We start from the raw sequence: 23,115 nt of genomic DNA on the forward strand, positions 1-23,115 counted from the left end.
TTTCGAGGACCAAACATCAATTATACGAGATATTTAAAAAATCATTTCCACCATTAAATCCATTTCGATTCACTTTTAAACCAAAAACACACTTATTAAAAACTTCTGATAAACATAAAAGTAAATGATAAAAGATAACAAGAAATATTGAAAAATATGGAATCTTAGATATATTAATATTTATGCTAACATATTTTAACAATTTAAAATACTTGTCTCGCATGTCTAATTGCGATTTTTTAGAAAATGTATTCATCGAGGTGAACTTGGCCTGAAATGATTGCTAAAAATGTATTTATCAGAAATAAAGTTGTTTTACCAGATCCAGTGCAGTCATTGATCAGTATGGTACTTTGAAGTTGGTATCTTAGAAGCTGTCCAAGATCTATGCTTTTTTGATATATTTCTATATAAAGAAGCGAGTTTCAGCTACGCAAAATTATCGCAACAATATTACGAATTAATTCGACCAGCTTTAGAAAATTTTTGTAAGCGAATTAATTCTCGAAAATATGACCTTTACAATGTCTTCTATGCGGGCCTATATGTCTTAAAAGCAGTTGCCAATGACGATAAGTCCCAGGTGATTTTCCAGAATAACGGTCAGTTTATAACTATTACAAAATTGGATCAACTAAAAGCTAAGCCTATGGTTGATTCTTTATTGAAACAAGTTTTAAAAAAATTGTCATTGTCCGGCAAACTTATCGAGGACATGCACCTTTAACTTTGTTTATTATCATTGACGCTCAGAATGTCAAAAACACCGCTACTACTGAAAACAAAAATTACTACGCTTGTAAAAAATCTCGGAGATTAAGCACCACCTGGCAGTTTATATCAATGGCTTTCCGAAGACTATTTACATAATTTCGGCAAACGTTGATCTAGACTGGGCAAGTACAATGATCGCTTCGCATGCCCATGCCCATGCATTTACGACAGGTTCAAAATGTCTTAGTTGGTGTGGCTGTTCAGGCGTTAATTTTCAGCTCGATGTGGCAAGTAATTTCAACGCAACTGTATAGGTTACGAAGCGTAATAAGTTTTACCGATTCAAAGTAATGCCCCAACGTTGGGTAATCGAACGATCCTTGAGTTGGTTAAAGAATTACAGGCGACTTTGAAAAAATTGTGAACGTCAATTAACCACCGATCTAAAAATGGTCGTTTTGGAGTTTTTGGCACTATTACTTAAGAAATTTTAGTCTGCCTCTTATAAACATCATTTCGTTTAGCAGTTTTAAGCACCAAAACGACAAATTCAGTATCAACAATATCAACGATCATACGAAAAGCGCCCACTCGATAACGCCATAAAGTTTTTTTATCTCCTTCAAGTGCTTTGCCCCACTGTCGTGGATTTTCGGTTCCTTCAATGTGATCGTCTAGCCACTTGACCATTCTTTTTTGGACATAGCGATCTAATTTTTTAAATTCCTTAAAAGCTTTTTTATCAAATTCCCAAGTATACATTAGTCAGAAAGAACCTCTTTCAGGACATCTTCCCGAGAAACACGTTCATTCCCTTCTTCCAGAATTTTAACGCCGTCTGCATAATCTTGAACATCTTCAACTTGTTCTAAAACGGCTTTACGCATAAAGGCAGAAACACTTAGGCCTTCAAAAGAAGCTAAATTTTGCACTTCTTTGTATTTATCTTCTGGTATACGAATAGTTGTTGTAGTCATAATTGAACGCCCTTCTTTCTTTTAATAGTGAGTTCATTATAGCATGTCCGAATACAATTGTATTCTATTTACAAGAAAGCATTGAAATTTAAGGGTTATTTTGCTAGCTTTTTATGCTATTTTGTCTCTGTCTGTTTCCATTGATTGGAAAATGCTGTTTTCACGGGAAATCTGAGGGCCATAAATACAAAATAGACTCTCGAAACATAGAGGATGGATCTTAATGTAAGTTTTTTAAATGGTTTACTGATTCATTAAATTTACGCATATAGGGTGTAGCTTAAAATCCTTAATTGTTCATTCGACAATTTAATGTCTAATGCGCTTTCTATGAGCTTTATAGAACTGGTAACTGAAATATGTCTTTGAGCAAAGTCATTCTCTAGCATTTATCCTTTCAACTTCCTTTATTGCGTAACTTCCAAGGTGAAATAATTAATCAAGTACATAATAATTAACGGAATTAAGGTTATGAATATAAATATAACCGCATTAATTGCAAACAAGATGGAAGCATTTATAAAATACCAAATATACGGGAGCATCATTGTAGTTTTCCCAAAAAATGTCAGTAATAATCCTAAGAAAATCAATATAACTGTAAAGGGGTATACGCCCTTCAAAGACGATTTAAGATCATTTTTAGATAAGCTGAATCCTGTAGAACTAATAAAGATAGTTATTACTAAAAATAGTATAGTCTTTACATTAAAAGGTAAAAAGATGGAGTTCAAACTATTTTTTATAAAATATAGCAATGTAGAGATATTAAGTGGACGTGTACTTACATCCAAAAATCCCAAATGTGCAAACGACAAATGCACATTCAATATTAATTTTTGAAATAAATATAAAATCAAAGAGCATCCATAAAATGGTGCTAGCCCAATAAAATAATTGCCTAGTTTTTGGTATAAGTTATTAGTATTATAGTAATGCTCAACAGATCCTAATGTAGTTGAATCTTTTTTGAAATTTAATAGTTGGAGTCTAGTAATATGATGCCCAAAAAGCAAAGCCACTACTGCATGTGATATTTCATGAATAATTACTCCCAAGCCACCATAGATCATTTGACTTTGGCTACCTAAAGTTGCTACTAACATTCTTTTTGCTAAACGACCTAATTGGGATACTAAAAATGTTAATATAAATGGAATTACTATAAAACCAACTATTAAAAAGCAAAGTAGCATCATTATCGATTTTATATTGATTTGACTTATTGCCTGGTTAAAATTTTGTATAGTAATCATAAACCCTTTTCCTTTTCATCATTATCAGAATTGTTTTTAATAAACATGCCACTATCAATATGACTTTGACCAGTGGAGTAATTAAAGGAAATATACGGCTCTATATTAAAGATGTAGCGATTGAAATGCATTGAATTGTCAGTTGATGCTGCTTGTACCCAAACACCGCGTGCCATGAGTTCATCATTTCTAAATATAGGTTTGACTTTATAAATCACCTTATGATTAGTTTCAAGAGACTGACGAACCATATTTTCAGTTTCTTGCATTAGTGTTTGATTCGAAAATGCTGTCTGCGTAAACAAATTATATGGATTATCTTCACTGCCCATTTCACCAGGATCATAGTTCCCCTGTTTGTCTAAATTAAATGACAAAGTATAAGCTATTAAATGTCCCCTATTGACCGGATATACCCTATTACCATGTATTTGTTTAGGGTTATTGTGCCAACCTGTGGGAATCCAATGCTGATAATGTCTACTTTTGGAAGTTCCCAAATTATTCTTCGACAGATAAGCTGTAGCTCCTTTTACCCGATTTTGGTTGTCTAACTTTTCGTAATGAATTCGGCAAGTATCAAAATCTTTGATGGTAAAAAAAGGCTTATCATCATTTAATTTAACAACTGGTGCACTACCTGATTTATAGTCTAGTGTTGAAAGAACATTTGCTTGATTATATTTAGCGTCTTGCTTTTTCGATTCTTGTATTGTATTTACATTGGTTTTTTTTATCCCAGTGCTTACAAAACGGTTAGAGTGATATTGCGAAAAGTTTAATAAGCCTGAAACAAAAATTAGCGCGATTAAAAAGGCCGTACTGTTTTTATGTTTCATATAAAACCTGAACTTATTTGTTAATATATAAACGTCGGTAAGAAATAAAAAAAATAATTAGCAAAGTTTTCATTTACAAAACTCGGAATAATTAAAATTATTTTTGATGGCATTATTCATTATTTTTCTCACCATAGTAGAAGTCAGTATTTCATTTTTAGTAGCGTAGCTATTCCAGGCTTTTTTTTCGCGATCTGTGACACAAATTACAATTTTTTCTTTTCTGAGCTCTTTGTCCTTTCGTGAATGATGTTTATTATTATTTTGATTTTTTGACATATCAAAATCTCCTTTTTTATATTAAATTACATATTTATATTAATATAAAAAAAGTATAAAAACATCTAAAACTGAAATATATTTATATGTGATTACCGTATCCATTTATAGGGCAATTTATTGTTTCTTACGCCTAATATAAAAAACAAGTAGCTTGTCGGATTATTATACTAGTAAGGGTTGCACGGTTTTAATATTTGTTATCATTACAATATTTATATAGTAATGCTATTGGATTGTATACAGTGAATTTAAATAGATTGTAAATAAGAAGCAGCTGAAAAGCCGCTAATATTTACCTAATTATCTTCGTTTTCTTCAACATCAATCTCAAAGTAATTAATGTTCTGATCAACCACCTGATTGATTGTATTTCTAATCATAATTGAAAGAGGCACTTCAAATTTTTCGGCATATTGTTGCCATTTCTCTTTTTCAGATTCTGTTAAGCAGATGATAATTTTTTTGTCATGATATTGGCCAGGTGCTTTATGTGGACGACCAATCTTTTTTACGTTTTTTGTGTTGTTCCCATTAGTTTTCATATATATGTTTTCTCCGTCTAATTTATTATGCAACACCTAACCGTATAAAATTTATGTTCCACAAAAGAAATGGTAACAAAATCACCATTATTAAACGTTATCTTGTTTATACAATTAGCCTTGAATAAAGTTGCAACGATAATCCGTAATTTCATTATAACAGATTATATATTAATCTAAAGTAAATAGCTAACAAATTAGGTTAAGACTTTACATATATATATTAAATGTTACAATGTAAGCGTTGGATTTTTTCCAATAAAAACTATAAAGCCGAAATCGTAGTTAACGTTTGTGCAGAAAATACTTACAATTCCAGGAGAGGAGAGTAAGTATTTTTTTTATAAATTATAATTAGCAGAACTCGCCAGGATAAATTTTAAAAATGAGCTGGTTAATATGCTGCGAGCAAACAAATATTCGTATTTTTCTCTTGTCACTATTATTATATAATAGTGACACGGAAATGTTGATTTAATAGGGCTTTAAATAATGCTTAAATATTAAGGGTCGATTTATGACCATATTTGACAAAATCAACCCAAGCGATTTTTAAACACTATTGAGTATAGTGCTGGACGCTATCTTGGCATTCCCTACCCCCTTTTATCACATCTCGCTTTTAATATGAAAATAGAACAATCTTTTAATTTGCTCTCAGAGGTCAAGTTCGTTTTAAAAACGTACACTTGTCTATTAAATGGACGCTGAATGCAAATTTTGCTATTTAGCTATAAAAAGGTATTTAATAAGGAATTTAACTTAGTTAATTTAAAAATTTCACTTTTCTTCCTTATTATATGTGCGCTATTAAAACTCTTACATATTCAATTATTGCTATCAATTATCTTTTCGGCAAATTTAAAGATACGCTGCACTAGATACAAAGATTATATTTAATGAAAATGAAAGAGGTAAAATAATCCCTACAAGTTCAAAAATTTCCAACCTATTATTAATAGGATATCTTCTTTCTATATTAAGAGGGCATCATTTATAAGTACTTTCCAAGACAAAAGTTCTGTAACGGTTAGGTTAAGTTGCCTACCAACAATGTTTTGTTTCTAGTCAATGAATTTTAGCTTAATTTTATTATTAACATACAACTATAATTAATATATTTATTCACGCTTATAAGCCCCCTGTCTTTAGTTTCTTTATTATCATTGCTAATTATCAATGATTTACATCAATAGAGAGTCTTTCCTTAGGTATTGATGTAATATTCTGTTTTGCAATAATAATTATTATTGCCGTTAACAATCCAATGCATTCTATCTATTTTAACCTTTCTTTTAAAATTTTATAAAAGTTGAGAGTCATATTATTTGATCAACGGTTTGAAAAATATGATAAACTTAAACAGGGTTGGTTACATACAATAACCCCTCAAAAACGTTGTTAAGATAGCCCCCAATATCTATAATGTAGATATTGGGGGCTATTTTAATTTATTTTTTTATAAGTGCCCCTAAACTATAGCTATTGATTCAAGATTTCATGGGAGCCAGTTGCAACCAATAACAAAATCAATTCATCATGATCTAGCTGATAAATAACAATCCAGTTGTCATAATTTTTACCATAGTTTCCATATCTGGCAGGGTGAAATTCACGATAGCCACGCCAATTTCCTTTTAATGCATGATCTTTAATCTGTTTCAAAACAAGTACGTCTTGTTCAACAATTGCTTCTAAACAAGGCTTCAAGACAGTTATTGGGAAATGTTTTTTGACTAGTTTTTTTAATTCACGTTCAAAAGATTTGGTCTGTTTAATTTGCATCTAACTTATCGATCCAATCTTCAAAGTCAGTCAACGAACCAATGTTTTTGACCTGCCCTGTTTCTGCTTCTTTTTTAGCGGCTAAGGCTTCCGGAGAATCTAAAAAGCTGACTAATCGAACTTCATTATTGGCCGCTTTAACTAACGATAAGCGTATATACTCAGAAACGGTTAGCCCTTGTTTTGCTAGATTAGCTTTAGCCCGTTCACTAATGTCAGATGTTACACGAGTTGAAATTGTCTTGTTTTTAATAATAGTATTACTCATTCTAATCCGCCTCCTTTAAGTTTACCATCGTACTACATTATAATATTCGATTTTTAGGTTTTCTGCAACTAAATTAATTTTAAAGTAAAGGAACTAACAGCTTATGCAACAAGTTGTCTTACCCATCAAAGATTCAAACGTTTTTAAAGAGGTTCAAGATACGTTACTCAATAACTTTAAAGCTGGCCGACGTAACTATACGATTTTTCAAGTTGGTAAAGCGACGCTACTGCGAGTGAGTGACGTTATGGGCTTAAAACAGGCCGATATTTTTAATCCGGACGGTTCTATTAAACAAAATGCGTTTATTCATGACCGAAAAACTGGTAAACCTAATACCTTGTACCTTAAGCCTGTTCAAACAGAGCTCTTATTGTACCGTCAATGGCTGCTTGATCATAAGCTGGATTCTGAATGGCTCTTTCCTTCAATTCAACACCCAGAACGCCATATTACTGAAAAACAGTTCTACAAAATTATGAGTCAGGTTGGCGATCTATTAGGAATTAATTATCTAGGTACTCATACGATGCGCAAAACTGGGGCTTATCGTGTTTACACGCAATCAAATTACAATATTGGCCTAGTCATGCACTTATTAAATCATTCAAGTGAAGCCGTGACTTTAGCTTATTTAGGCTTAGACCAAGCAAGTACCGAAAGTATGTTAGATCAAATTGATTTTGGTTAGTTTTCTTTGAGTTTTTAGTTGTTGCCGAAGGCAACTTCTGAGACAGATTTTAAGAACAAAACTCCCACTAAATTTTAGTGGGGTGTAAGTGCGCATTGACCTTGTTTCACTCGGTCTGCTGATAACCATAAAATCAATTTTTGCCGTTGTTGAATGGGATGTATTCTTAATTCAATTTATGCTTACACTTAACTGAGTTTGTTATGCTTTAAATGCTAAAAATTGTTGCATATCCCGCTGCTTTCAACCAAATTTTTTTAATTGCTTTATGCAGAGAATCTTCATAAATCTGGCAACAAAATTTGAATAACTAACTGTAAGAGCTGCGTATCTAAACTGAAGTCATTATTTTAATGTTAGGAGTATTAAGATGGACGAAAAAAAGTACTAAAACCCATTGATGAAATGCTTGCTGATCCTTGGCAAGTTGATATTCAAGAATTGTTTGAAGCTTCTGTCAATGAACCTGACGAGATTAAAAAGAATTTGTATGATTCCTTATACACTTATATTTTGCAAAAAAGACAAGAAGATATTATTAATCGTCCTGGCTTCGTTATTTAGCCCTCTAAGAGCCTGTTGAGAGCTTTTTGTTTTTGCTTTGGTATAAAAATATATATAAACAGTCTCAAAACCGCTAAAAACGAAAAATAAGGCCCTTAAAAACGAACATAGCCGCTAAATTCTTGTTAAGATTCAGAAAAACTAACTGTTTGCTGTCAATGGTAGCGGACGAGCAAAGCGTGGGAGCATAAGGAATTGACAGCTCTAAACCAGTCTTAACACTGAATTGGCGAAAGCCAAAGTTTCTATAAAACTTTGCTTTCCTGCCTAACGGCGAGTGAAAAAGCGGTCAAGCTGGCTCAGCTTGGACGGGGTTCGGGGCGTTAGCGCCCGAATTAATGTGGCTTGCCACACCTTTTAGGCAACGAACAGAGTGAGGCGCAAGGAGCATAGCGACTGGAGTTTAATGTGAGCCTGTTTTTTGGCTCACTCCTTTGTGTTTTTTGATTCTAGTTTTTGACCTCGTACAGTAGTGCCTCTTTTAAACCTCTTTTAGACCCCTCTTGAGGCTTACTCTCCCAAGGCTTATAGAAGTTTATCAAGTAGGTTTTGTCTGTTTATCAAGTAGAACTATAAAGTTGACTACTTGATAAACATAATCTAAAATTAATTTGTAATCATTAGGAGGTACAGCATGGGAAATGAAATTATTAAATATGATCCAGAGTTAAATACCATTCCACTTCGAAAATTTACTCCAGTTGAAATGAATTTATTTTTTTCGATTATTTCTCGTATGCGTGATAAGAGTAATCAGACCGTTCGTTTTACTTTTGATCAATTAAAAGAGTTAAGTGCTTATAAACCTACTGCAAATAACCGTTTTGAAGATGACATTCAGAGAACTTATGAAAAAATGATGGGATTACATTTTGGTAGACGAAGTAAAAGTGGATTAACTCGAGAGTTTTTTGTTTTGTTTACAGAATTTAAAATTGATGGAGATGCAGAAGAACCTTATGTAGACGTAAAAGTTTATGAACGTGCTTTACCCCTTTTAAACAAGCTTGAAAGTTGGGTTCGTTATGCGTTGGCAGAGTTTAGAGATTTAAAAAGTAGTTACGCAAAAACAATGTTTCGGTTACTAAAACAGTTCAGAACCACTGGATATGCTTATTTTTCTAAAGAAGACTTTTTTGAATTACTAGATATGCCCAAAAGTTACTGGAATAGTCCCTCTAACGTCGATAAATTTGTTATAAAACCCATTAAAGAAGAATTAACTCCTTTGTTTAGAGGATTAACGGTTAGAAAAAAATATGGCAAGGGGCGTGGGAAACCAGTTATTGGCTATTCGTTTACCTGGAAACCCGAAAAGAAAGATGCCAATGATTTCTCACAAGGCCAATTACAAGATGAGCGTCAAAAGCTTTTTAATATTCAGCATAATGGTGAATTAACAGAGCAGGAAAAATGGCGCGCCATTGACAAGGTTAAGGGGTTAACTTTAGGCTCTACTGAGAAACAAGCATTGGCTGATAAACAGGCCGAGCACGATAAAAAAATAAGAGATCAAGCAAGACAAGAAGCACTTGCTGAACTCCAAAAGGGGTTTGGAAATCATGCCTAAAACTATTAAGGAACTTGCTGATGAATTTGATGTATCAAAACAGGCCATTAGGAAAAAGCTCGATGCAAACTTTAGAGCAAACTATGTACAAACTGTGACTAGGAACGGAGTACAAACGTTAGTTATTACCAATTCAGGTTATTTGCTGTTAAAGCAACATTTTAGTGGTGGTAACAACCAGAAACCAGATGGAGGAACATTTACTAGTAACACTGGTAACAGGAATCAAGATACAATAAAATTACTCAACCAACAATTAACGATCAAAGATAGTCAAATTAAAGAAAAAGATGCACAATTAAAATCAATGCAAAAATTATTAGATCAATCACAACAATTGCAACTAATGGCTGAGAAAAAAATTGAAGAATTTAAATCAATTACTCTTAAAAAAGATGACTTTACTCCCTCCAATCCAGAAAGTGAAGATAATACTTCAAACACAAAAAATGCTTGGTGGCATTTTTGGTAAAAATCTAAAAGTACCACTAATTTTAAAAACTTGTAGTACTAACCTAAAAAGTTAATAACTGCCTTATGCATTATTTTATCAAGTATAGAACGGAATACGCTCAAAATAGTCTTTGATTAATAAATATCAGAAAAGGAGAAGTTAAATTCATGGATATTCCAACCCGTCGACAGCAATTTAAAGCTCTTGTTCAAGCACAATCGACTGTAATTTCGGCGCTACCTTACTTATTAGGTTGTGCCTTCACCTATTTTTATTACGATCACTTTAATATTGGCGATGCTGCTCGCCTCTTTATTGCGGTCATCTGTTTCCACCTTGCCGTTAACGGTCACAACCAATATACCGATTACAGGAGGTTCAATGCCAGCGGCTTAGTTTCGGAGAATAACATTATTGCCAAATTTAAAATCAGCCTTTCTTGGGCCCGATTAATTATTGGCAGTCTCGTTCTCCTTTCAGCAGTAATTGGGATCTATCTGACATTTAAGACTGGCTGGCCGCTACTTTTGATTGGTCTCTTAAGTTTTTTGATTGGGTACGCCTACTCTGGTGGCCCTCACCCGATTCTTAAGACCCCTTTAGGTGAACCAGCTTCCGGGATCACAATGGGCTACAACATTACCCTACTCGCCATCTACGTCAATATTTATAACAGTCCTCAATTTGACCCCTTCTTCTGGCTAAAGGGCCTCATTGTTGCTCTGCCAGCAATTCTTGTAATTAGCAACGTCATGCTTGGAAATAATATTTGTGACCGGGACGAAGATATTCAAATCGGCAAGCACACTCTTGTCTACTATATCGGTCGTTCCGCAGCCATGAAGGTTTTAATCGCTTGTTACGTTCTAAGTTATATTATGATCATCGTTGCGGTAGTCCTTCACTACTTACCTGTGCTGACCCTGCTAAGTCTTGTTACCATCCCCATCGTTTACCAACGAATTAAAGTTTTTGTCCAACATCCCGATAAAATGACGACATTCTTTAATATTCTGATCGGCCTTCAATTAATTCTGGTTAGTGAAATTCTCTTTACGATTATTGGCATCATTATCAAAGTTATATAAGACAGTTAAAGGACCCCTGGTAAAAGCCTCAACTGACTTCTATTAGAAACTGTTTGAGGTCTTTGAAAGACGCTTGAATTTCCGGTAAAATATGTGAAAAAAGGACTTCATTATGACTGATTATCCAAGCAATATCACTCGTGACCAATTTGAATTGATTCGCGTTGACCTTGAGACGTTTTGCAAGCGTACATGTCCTCGAAGGGTGGACCTATTTGATGTCTTCAATGCAGTGCTTTACGAGCTTCGTACGGGCGCTCAATGGAGTCAGTTGCCGCATGATTTTCCGAAATGGCAAACCGTTTACACTTACTTTGCCATGTGGTCAAAACCATTAGCTAATTCGGAATATTCCCTGATTGACCTGCTTTTAAAAAAAATTGTCGCTCGAGAGCGATTACGAATGGGACGATCGGTACGAACGTCGTTCGTAATTCTTGATGCGCAAAGCGTCAACGATAATAAAGGAAGTTAAAGCTGAACATCCTTGGTAAGTTCGCCGAGCAATGACAATTTTTTTAAAACTTGTTCCAATAAAGAATCAGCCGTAGGCTCAGCTTTAGTTGACCAAATTTTGTAATAGTTGTAAACTGACCGCCATTCTGGGAAATAACCGGGGACTTGACGCCATTGGCAACCGGTTTTCAAGACATATAGGACCGCACAGAAGACCTCGTAGAGGTCATATTTTCGAGGCTTAGTTCGCTTACGAAAATTTTCTAAAGCTGGTCGAATTAATTCAAATTGTTGCCGAGTAATATTGCTGGGATAATTTTTCATAGCTTAAACTCGCTTTTTGGTAGATTGTAAAATAAAAAAGATATAACTTGTGCCAGTCCGATAAGATACAAAAACACATAGGACATTGAGAAGCTAGCATAGAAAACTATGTGTTGCATTTTAGGGGCTATAACTTACAAATCGACCCTACAATTTATTATTATACCAGGTGATTGATATGGAAGAAAAAGTATTACCAATTAAGGATTCCAATATATTAGATGATGTAAAAGATACATTGCTGAATAATTTCAAGGCCGGGAGAAGAAATTACACTATATTTCAGTTGGGTAAAGCCACCCTTTTACGTGTAAGTGATGTACTTTCGTTAAAAAAAGCCAATATATACTCAGAGGAAGGTATTGTTAACACATCTACTTTAATTCATGACATTAAAACTGGGAAAGCTAATAAAATATATTTAAAGCCTGTCCAATCAGATTTAATAATATATAGAGATTGGTTAATGCAGAATAATATTAAATCAAAATGGCTTTTCCCTTCCATGAAGGACTTTAGCAAGCATATAACCCCGAACCAATACTATAAAATAATGCATAAAGTGGGCGACCTTTTAAATATTGACTATTTGGGTACCCACACAATGCGCAAAACTGGAGCTTATAGAGTGTACGTTCAATCAAATTATGATATTGCTTTAGTAATGAAATTATTAAATCACAGTAGCGAAGCTATGACATTAAGCTATTTAGGGATAGATCAATCTAGTAAACAGGAACGTTTAGATAAAATTGACTTTGGCTAAATGCCTATTTATATATACATAAATAGATCAGGCTTTGCTATAATAATAATTAATGAGCTTACACAAAAGAGGCGAGTTTTTTGCGAATAATAGCTAATACCGGCTTTCAAGATGGCGTTGGAAGATCAACTACTACAGCAGTCCTTGCTTTTATGTTAATGCGGCATCAGGGTCTTAAACCACTAATCATTGATTTAGATAGTAAAAATTCTCAGAGAATGTTTTTTCAAGACCTCAAAGATGCTCAACTAGATTATTCAACAGAAATTGGGAATGCTAAACTTCAAATTAATCGAGGTAGAATTGCTGATTTAGCAACTGTTGGGTATTCTTTGACAAACCAGCCGCCTATCGTGAATACAAAAATTTTTAAATTAAAGAGATATTTAAAATCGTTAAATTACGACATTATATTAATTGATACACCATCTACTTTTGACACTAGTTGCATGCTAGGATTTCAGTTGGCTGATGATCTCAATATTGTTTGTACTTCAGGCATAGAAGGTTTGGATCAAGTAGAAAATGTTTTGGATAAATTAAATACGTTAGTAAAAGATTCTGTTTTATCGCCTTCATTTTCAACGATTACTTTAAATGGAAAAGATGTAGCTACTTACAAAACAGATTTCTCTTATAAAATTAAGAAGTATTACCGAGATTTTACGTTCCAAACTATTTTGAAACGCCGTAAACCTATTCATGACTATGCAAGTAAAGGAATTACGGAGAGATATGTTAACGATCGTAAAGCATTAAAAGACTATAAAGAGTTAACTGCTGAATTTTCCAAGCATTATAAGCTGGAACATAAACAGGGAATTTTTAAGGACAAAACATATACAGAAATTCTAAAAGGCACGACATAAAGTTAATGTAGGATTATCGACAATTATGTAAGTAAACCTGGGGTATTTTATCCAGGTTTTTTTAATTCTTTATTTTAAAAACTTATCCCCCTTGGCCGATTCAATGTTGTATCTAATTAATTTCCTGGTCTGAGGAGGTAAAGTTCGAATATACGCTTCTACTATATCGGTCAAGGTATCTGTAATTGTTTGATTTTGTATAGTTGCAATAGTAGTGACGGCCGTATGAGTATCTAAAGTTAGCTTGACTGTCTTTGTAGTTGGTTTCTTTAGTTTTTTTGTTTCTTTATGAAATAATAAATTTTCTTGAGGATGTGTTCTTTCAGATCTACTTACATAATCAGGCTTATTCCCTTGTGGTCGCTGCGTTTTATTTTCTCGATTTCTAAAAGTACCGAGTCCCATATTTTTCTTTTCTGCCATTTCATTTCTCCATAATTTGAATACGATCAATTAACTCGTCTACAGCCTGTTGGTATATACGATGTACTTTCACATCATTAATATCCCTTGGATTATCCGTTATACCAGTTCTATCAAATCTTTTGAGGCGCGCCATTTGTTTTATTTTAGTGTCAAATAAATTATCACTACTAAAACTCTTTATAGCATCATTAATGACGTCAAGATCTAACTCTGATCCATTTTGCTGCAGAACAGGCAACACGCCCAATAACTCCACATTTAAATTGTAATCATCATGTATCTGTAACAAGTGTTGTACATATTTTTCTGCTCCCTTAAGTGATCGCTCTTGCGTCTGTAAAATGATAACGACATAGTCACTAGCAACTAAAGCACTATCAGTAAATTTATTGAGTTGAGGTGGAACATCAATAATAACAAAATCATATGCGTTTTTTACTGGCTGAAGTAACTTGTCAAAGTAGTGATCTTTCGTGTAGTCATCATCGAAATTTGCAGACAGAAAGTCCTCATATTCCTGTAGAGTATCAAATGATGGTAATAAACTTAAGTTATCCTTAATTGGAATTAAAGATCTATTCAGATCTTCTTGTTTGATTGCATCAAATAAGGATTCTTGAAAATGTACAGATTTATGAAAAACATTTTTTTTGGTGGTTAATAGTAAATCGGTGGCATTGGCTTGTGGGTCGAAATCGATAAGTAAAGTTTTTAAGTTCATCTTCGATAAAGTATAAGAAAACATGACAGCATTTGTGGTTTTCCCCACACCACCTTTAAAATTACCAGTAGTAATCACTCTCGTCATAAGAATTCCTCAAATTTTTTTAAAATTTTTATTCTCCACAATTTTACACTTTTACATTTTTACACTTTTACATTTTTGTAAAAGTGTAAATACTTGATGAAATGTTACATGACGTATTTGCTCTATTACCAAGGTGTAAATCAGTATTCCTAAACTAAAGTAAAAATACAATTTTCTACTTTGGTAAAAATGTAATTTTACACTTTTACACTTTTACAAATCAGTATACCACATCAGTGTAAAAGTAGAGAAATTTATTGACATATTGCTGATAAATAGCGTATATTTCACTTGTAGCATAGTAAAAGGCTTTAAATACTGTAGTAGTATCTAAAGCCTATAAAAATTAAAATTATAATAAATGAAAAAATTGATCGATCCGCCAATCGAGCAACTCTATTTTCGTACCTAAAATATGAGTACATTGTATATCTTTATTCCATAGATGTCAATTCAATGATTTTCGATAACGCAGGAGACAAGCTGCGGGGAATATCACTTATCCAAGGTTAGCTGAATTGAAGGCTAATTGTGGGGCGTGTGAAAACAAGTAGACAGGGGGTTCATCTAGCCGCCGCTTCAATAACCAAATAATAGGTAGTCACTAGAGCACGCACTCTGCCCTGGTGGCTGAGTTCAGCGCTAACTCGCAGACATTGAGGCTGCTAACTAATAGCGTGGGCAGGTAAAACGATTGATCAGATTTCTGGTTAATGGTATTAACATGAATTCATATTCGAAAAACTAAAAATAAGAGTATGACGCCGTAAAGGGCGTTTTTTTTGCGGACAGAACACAGTTCTGACAATGTTAATGATTGGAAACAATCGCAAATGAGTGTCAACTGAGGCTCCCGACGTACTTCGACGAGCAAATTAAACAAGATGATTTTGTACTTTGAGTTAAATCTCAGGGTGCAAATCTGCCTTCAGCAACCCTCGCCATCTCTGAGCAAATTGGATTTCAGACAAAAGTCAAGTAATTTGATCTTTTTTTATAAATTTTCTGAAGCATCATTGTTTAAGAGCCTAGGTTTTTAAAAATAGTAAGTAATATTTAAGTTATTCACTGTAGGGAAAGGTTTATTTAATCGGAGGATTTGTTTTGGATTCTAAAAAAGAGTTTGATGTTGATTCTAAAAATTGTTTTTGGGCGTCTTTTTTTAATTTTATTGTTGAGCCTAGCAATTTACTTGCCGTTTTTTTAACATCTTTGTCATTATTTGTCTTTAATTTTTTCCCTTTATCCGTACAAAAGAAGTTTAGAGTTTTTAATTTTTTAAAGGAATATAATGGTTGGGTAGTTGTTGCACTATTAATTTCTTTGTTCCTTTGTGTTTATCGTGCATCATCTGCAGCAATTAAACGCAATAATTCTAAAAAGGATTTGAAATTTCAAAATGAAATTAGAAAAAAAATAGTTCATTCTGATAGTTGTTGGAAAATTTTGCTTTATATCTATGAAGCAAATGGTAAATCTGTAGAATTGCCTTATGATCAAAAAAGCGTTCGATTACTGTATGAATATAACTTGATTTCTATTACTTCTATTAAAAGTTTTTCTAACACGAAGGTTATTAATTTTTTAAAGCGTAGATATTTTTTCATTTTGAGTCCTTTAGCTGAAAAGTATGTTAAATATAGATTATCTAAAGATATATATGATAGTGAAGGTGTTTAATTTGTTTCATAAAAGCGTGGTTATCTGACTAAACATATCTACTGTGGGTAGAATAAGCGTCATACTTAATTGTGGAGTCGTAAGTTACTAACGATAAGGCTATGGAATTTTTTCTTGCTCACCAGTGTAAAGAACTCATATAGCGTATCGTATATGTGCCCTTTTTAGCGTGCCAGGTATCACCTAAAGCATCGATTCATTTATTATTGATTGGAGGTACTGAATTTTGTGGAGAATTGGGTAATTGTGGATGCTTGCTGTCACAGTTTTGGGTGATATTGAGTAAATCCACATGGCCGTCTAATCCTACTGCTACATAGGTGGAATTAAATTGATACAATGCGACTACGTCCATAGTTAGGAAAATTCCATAATATGGTTGGTTGCGCACTTAATAATCAGGATAAGTGGCCATCCACAAGGAATTAGGGAATCCATTATAACCTTTAGGCGTTTGCACCTTCGGTAAACAATAATCCAGTGCTATTTGTCCTAATTGACTGGAGACCCCGACACCGTACCAAATATAAGTATGTGCTCGCAGCCCCATATTTTGAGCGGCCGTTAATTGACTGGTATATGTCCATTGGTCGTTAAACATTCCACCGTAAATCCCGCCCAACTGACACAAAACAAATTTATCGGAATCATAGCCCTTTACTCCGTTCGTTCATCGAAATTAAGAACTAAAACTCCTTAAAATTTATCAAGGATAAACAGTCAAGTGAACTAAAAGAAATGCTTAAAGATGGCACTATTACTCAAGAAGAGTATAATGCTAAGAGTAAAAAAATATTAGGTATTTAAAAGCCCCACTCTTTAAAGAGTGAGGTTATTTTTTTACTAACTATATTCACTATATTTAATATATTCGCTATATTAAATATATTTTTTGGCAGGTGGTTACAACGGTAAATTCTTGTTCTGAGATTTGCTCTCAGTGGTTAAGTTCGATTTTAAATTGATCGATTTCTCTGTTAATTAGTTAATGCTTGCGCTTAATACGTACGTCTCTTCTTTCAAGTGTATGAACTTGTAAGTCAAATTCTTTTTGTTCATTTATTGTCAAAGTATCATACCAAGCCTGGAGGGCAACATCTACAGCCGTTCTTTGATTTTCTGAATAGCCAATACTAGCCATTGCTTGTAGTTTATTCCTGGAGTGATTGCTTATTTTTAAATTGGTATCAAAAGTAACTTGATCTTTGTTTTCGGGGAGCTTCGAGGCCATTTTTTCTAAAGTTACATGGCCATTGATTTTATAGAAATTATTGTTCTCAGTCATTATTGTATCCTCATTATTTATTACTATTTAACGCATCACTGCGTTCCAGTGTTTCAATTTGGAATTTAAGTGTTTTGCGTTCATCATCACCTAGTTGTTCCATATATGAATCTTGTATTTTTTTTAAGGCCTTTTGCTGAGTAGGCGCGTATCCTAGAATCACCATGGCTTTCATGAAGTTTTTTAAGTGATTAGTCATTCTTAAAGTAGTATCAAAAGTGACATATTCATTATGTTGTTTATTTTCTAACTTCATTTTTTCTAAAGTTACATGACCATTGATTTTATAAGAATTATTATTCTCCATCATTACTACACCCTCATTATCACAATTTTTAAAAGTCCGAGTTCTCATGAAATCTCTTTTGCTGTTGTAGATTTAAATGCTCATGAACATAATTATCTATTAGAAATTGAATGACTTCATAGTTAAATCCCATTCGTAGAAATCTCTTTAGTTCCTCAATTTCAGCTTTGGTTTGGAGAGATACTTTTATAGTTTTACGTTGGTTATTACTAGATATTTTTTTATACACTGAATTATTTGTAAGATTTATTTTGCCACTACCACTAATAATAAATGACTCTTCCTTATCCATTGTTTTCACCCTATTGCTTGTTGTATTTTCACATCGTTAAAATCTATTTTTTGCTTTTCATTCGTACATCGCGTTCTTCCAATGTTTCTAATTGAAATTTTAATCTACGTTTATCTTCGTTTGGTAATGAATTTATTAAGTAATCCAGGGCTTCATCAATAGCTTCTTTTTGGCTTTTATATAAGCCAATTGCTGCTAATGCTTCAGCCTTATTTTTAATGTGATTATCTATTCTAACGTTGGCATAAAAAGTTACTTGATCTTTGTTTTCGGGGATCTCCGAGGCCATTTTTTCTAAAGTTACATGGCCATTTATTTTATAATAATTATTATTATCCATAAGTATAACCTCCAATAATTATTTATTTTTAAGCTTATATTTTAATTTATCTTTCTGCTCTAACATGTCTAAAAAGTCTTGGTATACTTCCAAACTTTGCGGAGTCATTTTAGCCAAAAAGTTTTCTGCTAAAATCGAAACCATTTCACTAGCTGTTCTTTTATCAGCAGTAGCTCTAGCTAAAGCTAGAATAGCATTCCTTGTGTGGTTGTCTACACGCATATTAACGTCAAAAGTAGGAACTGGATTCTTAGAATTTTGGACATTTCTATTTGCTTGATCTATCTTTTCTAGCTTTATTTCTCCATTGATTTTATAAGTATTATTATTCAATATTATTACTCCTAATAATTATTAAAACGCTTATTATTTTGAATATTTCATTTGATCCTTTTCTTCTAAAATATCAAACATTTTATTAAACCTAGCTCTATCACTTTCGGATAGTTCTTCAATAGTATGATTAACTACATTCTTAACAAAGTCTTTTTGTGATTTGCCTAGCCCTAAATTTAATAAAGCAGAAATCTGATTTCTAATATGATTATCAACTCTGATATTAATGGGTACAGTTACCGTTTTATTTGCAGTATCATCATCTAATACCTGGGCACGATCTACTTGATTTTTAATTTCTATTTTTGTGCCGCGTTCCAACTTTTGTTTTGTTTGTTTAGATTCATGGTTAAGCATTCCCATTACTTATCACCCAATCTTTTTAGTATCTCTTCAGCCACACCCGTAAAGGACTGGTGAACTTTCTTATCCCATAAATCACGTGGATTATCTGTAATACCAGTCATATCCATTCTTTTGATACGTTCCATTAGCATTATTTTATTTTGAAAAACGTTTGCTTCACCGAATTCCTTTATAGCTGAACTTAATATTTCTTCATCTACTGCGGCATTTCGTTTCGAAAGTACTGGCAATATTCCCATAACGTCGACTTTAGAATCAAACTCATCTATTAGTGTTTTTTGCAAATATTCGATTAATACCTCGGCTCCTGATAATGAACGTTCTTGAGTTTGAAGGACTACAATTATTTGGTCACAAGCATTAAAAGCAGTGTCATTTGATAAGGAAATCGTTGGCGGCACATCTATAAAAATAAAATCATACTTATCCCTAAGCGGCTGAATATAATTTTTAAAGAAATAGACCTTTTCTCTTTCAGATTTTATATTTTTATCTAAGTAACGACTATACATACTAAAGTCAACAGCATTAGGTACTAAGTATAGATTTTTCATGATATTAATCGCAATATCATTTAAATCCACCTTATTATTAATGGCCGTCATTAACGCAGTATTAATTGTTATTACTTCATCGCCAGTCTGGATACTTTTAGTTTTTAGAAACAAAGAAGTTAAATTAGCTTGTGGATCAAAATCAATTGATAAAACTTTATACCCCATCTTTGCTAAATTATAACTAGTTAGTGCAGTTGTACTGGTTTTACCCACTCCACCCTTAAAATTTAAAAAGGATAATACTGTAGCAGTCATTAAATATTACCTCCTCATAAATACATTTTATCATTACCTATTACAAAGTGTTAAATGTTAAATATATTTCACATAATATATAATGTTAAATACATTATATGAAATGTATGAGTTGGTCAAAATGAACTGAAGATATTGCTTTCTTAATTAGAAAATTATATTCTTGATTTAAACAAAAAAGCCTTGGAACTTAATCCAAGGCTTCATAAAAAGAAAAACGCACCTAACTACCCATTAGGAACGCTACACAATCTATTCAATGTAGCTTTATTATATAACGTAATCTCTGCGTTGTAAATAGCGTTGATTTCAAAAAATGCAGGAGACAAGCTGCAAGAGATATAGCTTAACTGAGGGCTGCTGAATTGAAGGCAGTCAAGCAGGGCGCTAGAAAACAAGTAGACCGGGGGTTCACCTAGCCGCCGCTTCAATAACCAAATATTAGGTAGTCACTGGAGCACACACTCTGCCCTGGTGGCTGAGTTCAGCGCTAACTCGCAGACATTGAGGCTGCTAACTAATAGCGTGGGCAGGTAAAACGATTGACCGGGTTTCCTGGTTAATGGTCTTAGCAAGAGATTATATCGAACAATTAAAAATAAGATATAACGCCAGCAAGGGCGTTTTTTTGTTGGTTCAAACACAGTTTGAAGAATGCCAAGGATTGGCAACAATCGCAAATGAGTGTCAACTGAGGCTCCCGACGTACTTCGACGAGCAAATTAAACAAGATGATTTTGTACTTTGAGTTAAATCTTAGGGTGCAAATCTGCCTTCAGCAACCCTCGCCATCTCTTAGCAAATTGAATTTTAACACTAAAGTCAAGTAATTTAATCTTGTTTTATAGATTTTCTGGATCATCATTGTTTAAGATCTTATTTGTTTAAAAATAGTAAGAAATAATTAATTTATTCACTATGGGAAAATTTCTTGTTGTCTTGGAGGTTTTTTATGAATTTAAAAAATAATTTTTGGATATTTGTTATATTTTTGTGTTCTCTTTTTCTTACTAATAGTCGTTTATATTCTTTAATGCTTAAACGTATTACTGACAAAAGAATGCTAGAAAATTAGATTCTTTAAGAAGACAAACAATTTATTTGGATGACTGCTGGGAAGTTTTAAAAAAACTTTATCTGAATAACAATAAAACTTTAAGTTTACCTTCTAAAGATAGGTCTGTAAAACTTTTAACTTCTTTAAAAATGATTGCTGCCGTTTCTAAATATAGTGTAGTGTATGGGCCTGAAGATTTGGAGAATCCGTATTTTTATTATGTTTTACAGCCTTTATCTGAAGAGTATATTAAAGAAAGGTTAGCTAAAGAAAGTAAATAATATGTATTATAAATTTTGTCTTTTAAAGGCATAGAGGATTTAGATTCACGCATTTTATTAAATAAAAATAATCTTGTCAATTTATTTAAAGTCCTACACGGTTGAAAATGTGCGCTCTAAAATTCGTGAATGTCTGGCTGAGAGAATTTGCTTTAGCAAAATAACGAGGGGCTTTTATTGGCAAACAGATTGAGTATAAGCTACATACTGCTAACCTGTAAAAAAACGGGTTATTTATCATGCTATTGTTCGCAGTTTAAATTTAGGGAAGTTCATTAGTGATATCTCTAGAATTAATGATGTTTTTAGCAGCACAGTTTCTCAGATTAAAAAGCGATTTTTGGATTAGTTGTTAATCATATATTATGCTAATCGCGTATATGTTAGAAATATCTATCAATTGATTGGTATTCTCTATTACCAGTCGATTTTGATAAAAGCCCTTTATTTTACCTTCAATACTGGGAGGAATTATGTGATCTTGAAAAATTTCGTTTAGTTTAACTTTAACAGGCAGGTGTTTTAGCAATGCATTTTTAATGATGTGGTTGATAGCTTCTCTAGTCATTTCTTTAGAATGTTGTCGGTGCTCAGTTTCATATTGCTGTCTTGCTGATTTGTTTAGTTTAGAAGTCTGATCACTTAAATAAAAGACTTGCCACTTAAGCATACCGTGATTTTGATATTCGTTTGAAAACTGTTGAACTACCTTAGAATCAAATTTATAATCTTCAGTCATGATACCCGGTATTACAGAACATAAGTTCTCCTTTAGCAATATAAAAAAGCCCTCTTTCGAGGGCTAATTGACCAACAAACGTAATATCAGTATATCAGTAATTATCATCATTGTAAACGTTTAATTTATGTACGCCCTCCTTTTTTAGGGGGGCTTTTTTACGTTGCTTGAAATTTTCGAAGTAGTTAGTTTTACGTCCATACGGTAGTAACTAGATTTATTAAATAGTACTAGTTTTGTGGCATCATTTACTCAATTACCTCAAAAAAATGAAAGAAATGATTAGATGATACAAGTAATAATTTTAGAAAAGAGGTGTTATTATAATGATTCAATTTTCAAAAATTATATTGACTATTCTTATAGTCCTTTTATTTATTGCTTTTACCATTAAAGCAATAAATCCTTTATATGTTATTGGATTAGAAGTTATTATGGCTTATATAGTGGATTTAATTAATAACATGTGACAAGATTCCTAAGAATACATAAAGAAGTTGTTTAAACTTGTCAATTTCTTAAAAAAAAGAACCAACTATAGTCGGTTCTTTTTTAATTTACTATTTTTCTTCATGTTAAGCCGTTGTTGTGTAATAGACATCTATTGTTTGATCACTATCTTGATCCGTGACCAGTTGCGCTGCTACTTGGTCTTGACTAGCAGTATAGCCGGCGAACACAGGAATCTGAATGGCATCCCAATTGTCCGTACTCCATGCGCCATAAGTTTTAGCACCAGTCACACCATCAATATAAACATTTCTCTTTAAGACTGCAGTTTGAATGTAAGTTTTCATAGTCCCATCCGGACAGTGAATATTGACGGTCCGTGTCAGAGCATTAAATTCTGTCGAATTATTAATCTGATGGGCCACTTGTACTTGAATGATTTGATGCCCTGTGGCATCAATTGTAATGGTAGCCGGCGCAGCTGACACTAT

At 33.0% G+C, this 23,115-nt stretch carries 32 protein-coding genes and 2 pseudogenes; 12 read left to right on the top strand and 22 right to left on the bottom strand.

The window, feature by feature from the left end:
* The first annotated feature begins 400 nt into the window (after window positions 1-400).
* Window positions 401-1,208, top strand: a pseudogene (locus JG30_RS08980) (transposase).
* Here JG30_RS08980 and JG30_RS08065 read toward each other — a convergent pair.
* The 8 genes from JG30_RS08065 to JG30_RS08100 form a co-directional block, all read right to left on the bottom strand.
* The gene (locus JG30_RS08065; RefSeq protein WP_046318026.1) at window positions 1,195-1,476 is read right to left on the bottom strand and encodes a type II toxin-antitoxin system RelE family toxin; all 282 of its coding nucleotides are present in this window, start codon (window positions 1,474-1,476) and stop codon (window positions 1,195-1,197) included. The pseudogene JG30_RS08980 and the gene JG30_RS08065 overlap by 14 nt on opposite strands.
* The gene (relB, locus tag JG30_RS08070; RefSeq protein WP_046318028.1) at window positions 1,476-1,691 is read right to left on the bottom strand and encodes a type II toxin-antitoxin system RelB family antitoxin; all 216 of its coding nucleotides are present in this window, start codon (window positions 1,689-1,691) and stop codon (window positions 1,476-1,478) included. Before relB ends, JG30_RS08065 begins: the two co-directional genes overlap by 1 nt.
* Before the next feature lie 407 nt (window positions 1,692-2,098).
* Entirely contained in the window at window positions 2,099-2,947 is an 849-nt protein-coding gene (locus JG30_RS08075) for a hypothetical protein (RefSeq protein ID WP_052725273.1), read from the bottom strand.
* Complete coding sequence (locus tag JG30_RS08080) at window positions 2,944-3,786, bottom strand: DNA/RNA non-specific endonuclease (protein ID WP_052725274.1); 843 nt, start codon at window positions 3,784-3,786, stop codon at window positions 2,944-2,946. Before JG30_RS08080 ends, JG30_RS08075 begins: the two co-directional genes overlap by 4 nt.
* Before the next feature lie 69 nt (window positions 3,787-3,855).
* The gene (locus JG30_RS08085) at window positions 3,856-4,065 is read right to left on the bottom strand and encodes a hypothetical protein (protein ID WP_046318031.1); all 210 of its coding nucleotides are present in this window, start codon (window positions 4,063-4,065) and stop codon (window positions 3,856-3,858) included.
* Window positions 4,066-4,364: 299 nt separating this feature from the next.
* A complete protein-coding gene (locus JG30_RS08090; RefSeq protein WP_046318033.1) occupies window positions 4,365-4,610 on the bottom strand; it encodes a hypothetical protein in 246 nt (81 codons plus the stop codon).
* Between the two features lie 1,482 nt (window positions 4,611-6,092).
* On the bottom strand, window positions 6,093-6,395 hold the full coding sequence (locus tag JG30_RS08095) for a type II toxin-antitoxin system YafQ family toxin (RefSeq protein ID WP_005917927.1): 303 nt from the start codon (window positions 6,393-6,395) through the stop codon (window positions 6,093-6,095).
* The gene (locus tag JG30_RS08100) at window positions 6,385-6,663 is read right to left on the bottom strand and encodes a plasmid mobilization protein (protein WP_046318037.1); all 279 of its coding nucleotides are present in this window, start codon (window positions 6,661-6,663) and stop codon (window positions 6,385-6,387) included. Before JG30_RS08100 ends, JG30_RS08095 begins: the two co-directional genes overlap by 11 nt.
* Window positions 6,664-6,766: 103 nt before the next feature.
* Here JG30_RS08100 and JG30_RS08105 point away from each other — a divergent pair, with 103 nt between their 5' ends.
* The 6 genes from JG30_RS08105 to JG30_RS09310 all read left to right on the top strand — a co-directional run bounded on the left by JG30_RS08105 (window position 6,767) and on the right by JG30_RS09310 (window position 11,505).
* The gene (locus tag JG30_RS08105; protein WP_046318039.1) at window positions 6,767-7,354 is read left to right on the top strand and encodes a site-specific integrase; all 588 of its coding nucleotides are present in this window, start codon (window positions 6,767-6,769) and stop codon (window positions 7,352-7,354) included.
* Window positions 7,355-7,759: 405 nt separating this feature from the next.
* Entirely contained in the window at window positions 7,760-7,918 is a 159-nt protein-coding gene (locus JG30_RS08985; RefSeq protein ID WP_101494312.1) for a hypothetical protein, read from the top strand.
* Between the two features lie 634 nt (window positions 7,919-8,552).
* Window positions 8,553-9,488, top strand: coding sequence for a replication initiation protein (locus JG30_RS08110; RefSeq protein WP_046318040.1), 936 nt, complete (start codon window positions 8,553-8,555; stop codon window positions 9,486-9,488).
* Window positions 9,481-9,960, top strand: a complete 480-nt coding sequence (locus JG30_RS08115; RefSeq protein ID WP_046318042.1) for a DUF536 domain-containing protein — start codon at window positions 9,481-9,483, stop codon at window positions 9,958-9,960. Before JG30_RS08110 ends, JG30_RS08115 begins: the two co-directional genes overlap by 8 nt.
* Window positions 9,961-10,109: 149 nt before the next feature.
* Window positions 10,110-11,030, top strand: a complete 921-nt coding sequence (locus JG30_RS08120) for a prenyltransferase (RefSeq protein ID WP_046318044.1) — start codon at window positions 10,110-10,112, stop codon at window positions 11,028-11,030.
* 112 nt (window positions 11,031-11,142) lie between these two features.
* On the top strand, window positions 11,143-11,505 hold the full coding sequence (locus JG30_RS09310) for an IS5 family transposase (protein ID WP_046318046.1): 363 nt from the start codon (window positions 11,143-11,145) through the stop codon (window positions 11,503-11,505).
* On the opposite strand, the pseudogene JG30_RS08130 reads toward JG30_RS09310, so the two are convergent.
* Window positions 11,464-11,810, bottom strand: a pseudogene (locus JG30_RS08130) (transposase); the annotation flags it as partial. The gene JG30_RS09310 and the pseudogene JG30_RS08130 overlap by 42 nt on opposite strands.
* 178 nt (window positions 11,811-11,988) lie before the next feature.
* On the opposite strand from JG30_RS08130, the gene JG30_RS08135 reads away from it, so the two are divergent.
* Together JG30_RS08135 and JG30_RS08140 are read left to right on the top strand one after the other, a co-directional pair.
* Entirely contained in the window at window positions 11,989-12,576 is a 588-nt protein-coding gene (locus tag JG30_RS08135) for a tyrosine-type recombinase/integrase (protein WP_046318050.1), read from the top strand.
* An 80-nt stretch (window positions 12,577-12,656) separates the two neighbouring features.
* Complete coding sequence (locus JG30_RS08140; RefSeq protein ID WP_046318052.1) at window positions 12,657-13,445, top strand: ParA family protein; 789 nt, start codon at window positions 12,657-12,659, stop codon at window positions 13,443-13,445.
* A 69-nt stretch (window positions 13,446-13,514) separates the two neighbouring features.
* Here JG30_RS08140 and JG30_RS08145 read toward each other — a convergent pair whose 3' ends face one another.
* Window positions 13,515-13,868, bottom strand: coding sequence for a hypothetical protein (locus JG30_RS08145; protein WP_046318054.1), 354 nt, complete (start codon window positions 13,866-13,868; stop codon window positions 13,515-13,517).
* A gap of 1 nt (window position 13,869) precedes the next feature.
* Complete coding sequence (locus JG30_RS08150; protein WP_046318056.1) at window positions 13,870-14,679, bottom strand: ParA family protein; 810 nt, start codon at window positions 14,677-14,679, stop codon at window positions 13,870-13,872.
* Window positions 14,680-15,783: 1,104 nt separating this feature from the next.
* Between JG30_RS08150 and JG30_RS08155 the strand changes: the two genes are divergently transcribed.
* A complete protein-coding gene (locus JG30_RS08155; protein WP_046318058.1) occupies window positions 15,784-16,359 on the top strand; it encodes a super-infection exclusion protein B in 576 nt (191 codons plus the stop codon).
* Between the two features lie 196 nt (window positions 16,360-16,555).
* Here the strand turns inward: JG30_RS08155 and JG30_RS09105 are convergent, their stop codons facing one another.
* Window positions 16,556-16,714 (bottom strand): hypothetical protein, encoded by a 159-nt coding sequence (locus tag JG30_RS09105; protein WP_179854061.1) that lies wholly within the window; start codon window positions 16,712-16,714, stop codon window positions 16,556-16,558.
* A gap of 36 nt (window positions 16,715-16,750) precedes the next feature.
* Window positions 16,751-16,960, bottom strand: a complete 210-nt coding sequence (locus tag JG30_RS08735) for a glycoside hydrolase family 25 domain-containing protein (RefSeq protein ID WP_143443933.1) — start codon at window positions 16,958-16,960, stop codon at window positions 16,751-16,753.
* Between the two features lie 104 nt (window positions 16,961-17,064).
* Between JG30_RS08735 and JG30_RS09315 the strand changes: the two genes are divergently transcribed.
* On the top strand, window positions 17,065-17,166 hold the full coding sequence (locus tag JG30_RS09315) for an SHOCT domain-containing protein (RefSeq protein WP_376856347.1): 102 nt from the start codon (window positions 17,065-17,067) through the stop codon (window positions 17,164-17,166).
* 178 nt (window positions 17,167-17,344) lie between these two features.
* Here the strand turns inward: JG30_RS09315 and JG30_RS08165 are convergent, their stop codons facing one another.
* The 7 genes from JG30_RS08165 to JG30_RS08195 are packed head-to-tail and all read right to left on the bottom strand — an operon-like array spanning window position 17,345 to window position 20,097.
* Window positions 17,345-17,644, bottom strand: a complete 300-nt coding sequence (locus tag JG30_RS08165; RefSeq protein ID WP_179854062.1) for a DUF5388 domain-containing protein — start codon at window positions 17,642-17,644, stop codon at window positions 17,345-17,347.
* Between the two features lie 13 nt (window positions 17,645-17,657).
* Window positions 17,658-17,954 (bottom strand): DUF5388 domain-containing protein, encoded by a 297-nt coding sequence (locus JG30_RS08170; protein WP_052725276.1) that lies wholly within the window; start codon window positions 17,952-17,954, stop codon window positions 17,658-17,660.
* A 25-nt stretch (window positions 17,955-17,979) separates the two neighbouring features.
* On the bottom strand, window positions 17,980-18,243 hold the full coding sequence (locus tag JG30_RS08175) for a hypothetical protein (RefSeq protein ID WP_052725277.1): 264 nt from the start codon (window positions 18,241-18,243) through the stop codon (window positions 17,980-17,982).
* Between the two features lie 43 nt (window positions 18,244-18,286).
* On the bottom strand, window positions 18,287-18,583 hold the full coding sequence (locus JG30_RS08180) for a DUF5388 domain-containing protein (RefSeq protein ID WP_046318060.1): 297 nt from the start codon (window positions 18,581-18,583) through the stop codon (window positions 18,287-18,289).
* Between the two features lie 18 nt (window positions 18,584-18,601).
* Window positions 18,602-18,916: a DUF5388 domain-containing protein gene (locus JG30_RS09205; protein ID WP_052725278.1), complete on the bottom strand. Its 315-nt coding sequence runs from the start codon at window positions 18,914-18,916 to the stop codon at window positions 18,602-18,604.
* Between the two features lie 33 nt (window positions 18,917-18,949).
* A complete protein-coding gene (locus JG30_RS08190; RefSeq protein WP_046318063.1) occupies window positions 18,950-19,282 on the bottom strand; it encodes a DUF5388 domain-containing protein in 333 nt (110 codons plus the stop codon).
* A complete protein-coding gene (locus JG30_RS08195) occupies window positions 19,282-20,097 on the bottom strand; it encodes a ParA family protein (protein ID WP_046318065.1) in 816 nt (271 codons plus the stop codon). The genes JG30_RS08190 and JG30_RS08195 overlap by 1 nt, the downstream gene beginning before the upstream one ends.
* Before the next feature lie 1,101 nt (window positions 20,098-21,198).
* On the opposite strand from JG30_RS08195, the gene JG30_RS08205 reads away from it, so the two are divergent.
* On the top strand, window positions 21,199-21,435 hold the full coding sequence (locus JG30_RS08205) for a hypothetical protein (RefSeq protein ID WP_052725279.1): 237 nt from the start codon (window positions 21,199-21,201) through the stop codon (window positions 21,433-21,435).
* 352 nt (window positions 21,436-21,787) lie between these two features.
* On the opposite strand, the gene JG30_RS08210 is transcribed toward JG30_RS08205, so the two are convergent.
* Together JG30_RS08210 and JG30_RS09115 are read right to left on the bottom strand one after the other, a co-directional pair.
* On the bottom strand, window positions 21,788-22,174 hold the full coding sequence (locus JG30_RS08210; RefSeq protein ID WP_143443934.1) for a hypothetical protein: 387 nt from the start codon (window positions 22,172-22,174) through the stop codon (window positions 21,788-21,790).
* A gap of 575 nt (window positions 22,175-22,749) precedes the next feature.
* Window positions 22,750-23,115, bottom strand: a 366-nt coding sequence (locus JG30_RS09115) for a mucin-binding protein (RefSeq protein WP_427846155.1), incomplete at its 5' end; no start/stop codon positions are given.

It is taken from the genome of Bombilactobacillus mellifer (assembly GCF_000970795.1).
Classification (GTDB): Bacteria; Bacillota; Bacilli; order Lactobacillales; family Lactobacillaceae; genus Bombilactobacillus; species Bombilactobacillus mellifer.